Annotated in this window: 2 protein-coding genes; one reads left to right on the top strand and one right to left on the bottom strand. The window is 60.1% G+C overall.

Annotation, left to right across the window (positions count from 1 at the left end):
• Positions 1 to 95: 95 nt before the first annotated feature.
• Complete coding sequence (locus tag RMQ97_RS15475; protein ID WP_413661802.1) at positions 96 to 992, bottom strand: LysR substrate-binding domain-containing protein; 897 nt, start codon at positions 990 to 992, stop codon at positions 96 to 98.
• Between the two features lie 101 nt (positions 993 to 1,093).
• Here RMQ97_RS15475 and RMQ97_RS15470 point away from each other — a divergent pair, with 101 nt between their 5' ends.
• Positions 1,094 to 1,852, top strand: a complete 759-nt coding sequence (locus RMQ97_RS15470) for an SDR family oxidoreductase (RefSeq protein ID WP_413661801.1) — start codon at positions 1,094 to 1,096, stop codon at positions 1,850 to 1,852.
• The last annotated feature ends 170 nt before the right edge of the window (positions 1,853 to 2,022 follow it).

The raw sequence follows: 2,022 nt of genomic DNA, 5'->3' as shown, positions 1-2,022 counted from the left end.
CGCAAACCTTGCGGCTCGCCAAAGCGAGGTGCGTTGTTTATGGGCGTGCCGGATTCGGGTCAAGCAGCGGTATGCAGTGCAACTGCAGGACACCGTCAGAGCCGTTTCTTGTCGACAGCTTGCAGCAAATAGGCCTGAAAGAGACGGGTTTTGTCGGGCACAAATTTGCGGGACGGACGAACCAGCCAGATCGAGCGTTGTGCGTCGTCCGGGGCCACACACCACGCCTTGCAGACCCGTTCTATCCTCCCCGCCTTCACGAGGGGGTCAGCGAGCCAATCCGCCAGAATGCCAAACCCCAGTCCCGCCTCCACAGCAGCGCGCATGGCACTCGCACTCGACACCCGCAAACGGGGGGTGACATCCACCCTCAAGACCTGATCATCGCTGACACAGCGCCAGTCATCGGCAAACGGAGCAAAACCATAGGTGAGAAGGTCCTGGCCAATCAGGTCTTCTGGCGTCTGCGGACGCGCGCCAGACCGCTCGACGGCGACATAGATGTGATAGCTCACATCAAGCAGCTTGCTTGAAATGAAGCGACTATCCTCAAGATGGCCATGCCGGACAGCGAGATCGACCCGGTCCGCCACCAGATCCAGACGTTGATCGCTTTGAATCAGGTCCAGCTGCAGAGCAGGATAGCGCGCGAGGAAATCGGCCAATCCCGGCTGGACGTATCGTTCACTGAACGCCGCAGATGTTGTCACACGCAATCGACCTGTCGGACCCTGCCCTTCTGAGCGTGCCGCATGGGCCGCAGAGTCAAGCGCTTCAACAATCCCCTCAACACGGGACGCATAGGCTTCGCCCGAACTCGTGAGGCTGAGTGCTCGGGTCGTCCTGTGAAACAGCCGCACGCCCAACTCTGCTTCCAGAGACTGGATAGCACGCGACACCGAGGATGGCGCGATCGAGCGCGCGCGAGCGACCGCCGCGAAACTGCCCGTCCGCACCACGTCCATGAATAATGACAGGCGCTCGATCTCCATTCACGCACATTACGCACGAAACAAGTGCGAGACTACCGGTTTAATTCGTTACTCGCATGACCGAAATCTCGTTCTCACAGCTTTCGTGAGGACCAATGACCATGACACTGACACACAAGACCATACTGATCACAGGCGCGAGCCGAGGTATCGGGCGCGCGACAGCCCTTCACCTGGCAAAAGAAGGGGCCAATATTGTCGCCCTGGCCCGGACCGCCCAATCTCTCAATACACTGTGTGACGAGATTAAAAGCATGGGAGGACAAGCCTGCGCCGTTACGGGGTCGGTAGATCAGTACGAGGATCTCGTGCGCGCAGCGGATCTGGCGCTGTCGCACTTTGGCAGCCTGGACATTCTCGTCAATAATGCCGGTATCATCGACCCGATCGCGCGCCTTGAAGACAGCGCTCCAGCCGACTGGGCCCGTGCTGTCGATATCAATGTGAAGGGTGTCTATTACGGGCTCCGGGCCGTCCTGCCCCACATGATGTCACGCGGCCAGGGCACGATTATCAACCTCAGTTCCGGAGCGGCCAATAGCGCACTGGAGGGCTGGAGCCATTATTGCACAACAAAGGCCGCCGTAAAAAAAATCACCGAATGTGCCCATGTCGAGCTTGGCGCGTCCGGGATCCGGGTCATCGGGCTGAGTCCGGGCACCGTGGCCACCGACATGATGGCATCCATCCGAAAGTCGGGTCTCAACCCGGTGAGCCAACTTGACTGGAATACGCACATCACACCCGACTGGGTCGCCCGGGCAATCGCCTATCTGTGCGGTCCGGGCGGTGACGCCCACTGCGGAACAGACTTTTCCATCAAGACGGACGAGGGACGACGCGCGGTCGGCCTTCTCTGATCGGGTCGGACAGCGTTGCGGGTCTGACAGCGTTGCGGGTCTGACAGCGTTGCGAGCCAAACAACAAAAACGCCGCCCCGAAGGAGCGGCGTTTTTCGTGTCAGGCCCTTGCCGGTAACGACAAGTGGCGCGAGTGACGGGACTCGAACCCGCGACCTCCGGCGTGACAG

The organism is Maricaulis sp. D1M11, from assembly GCF_047308265.1.
Lineage (GTDB): Bacteria > Pseudomonadota > Alphaproteobacteria > Caulobacterales > Maricaulaceae > Maricaulis.
The sequence above is the reverse complement of the archived record's forward strand: the minus strand, read 5'-3'. Positions and strand labels throughout refer to the sequence as shown.

Coding starts and splice junctions, on each gene's coding strand:
- RMQ97_RS15475 (WP_413661802.1), bottom strand. CDS start 992: ATGGAGATCGAGCGCCTGTCATTATTCATGGACGTGGTGCGGACGGGC.
- RMQ97_RS15470 (WP_413661801.1), top strand. CDS start 1,094: ATGACACTGACACACAAGACCATACTGATCACAGGCGCGAGCCGAGGT.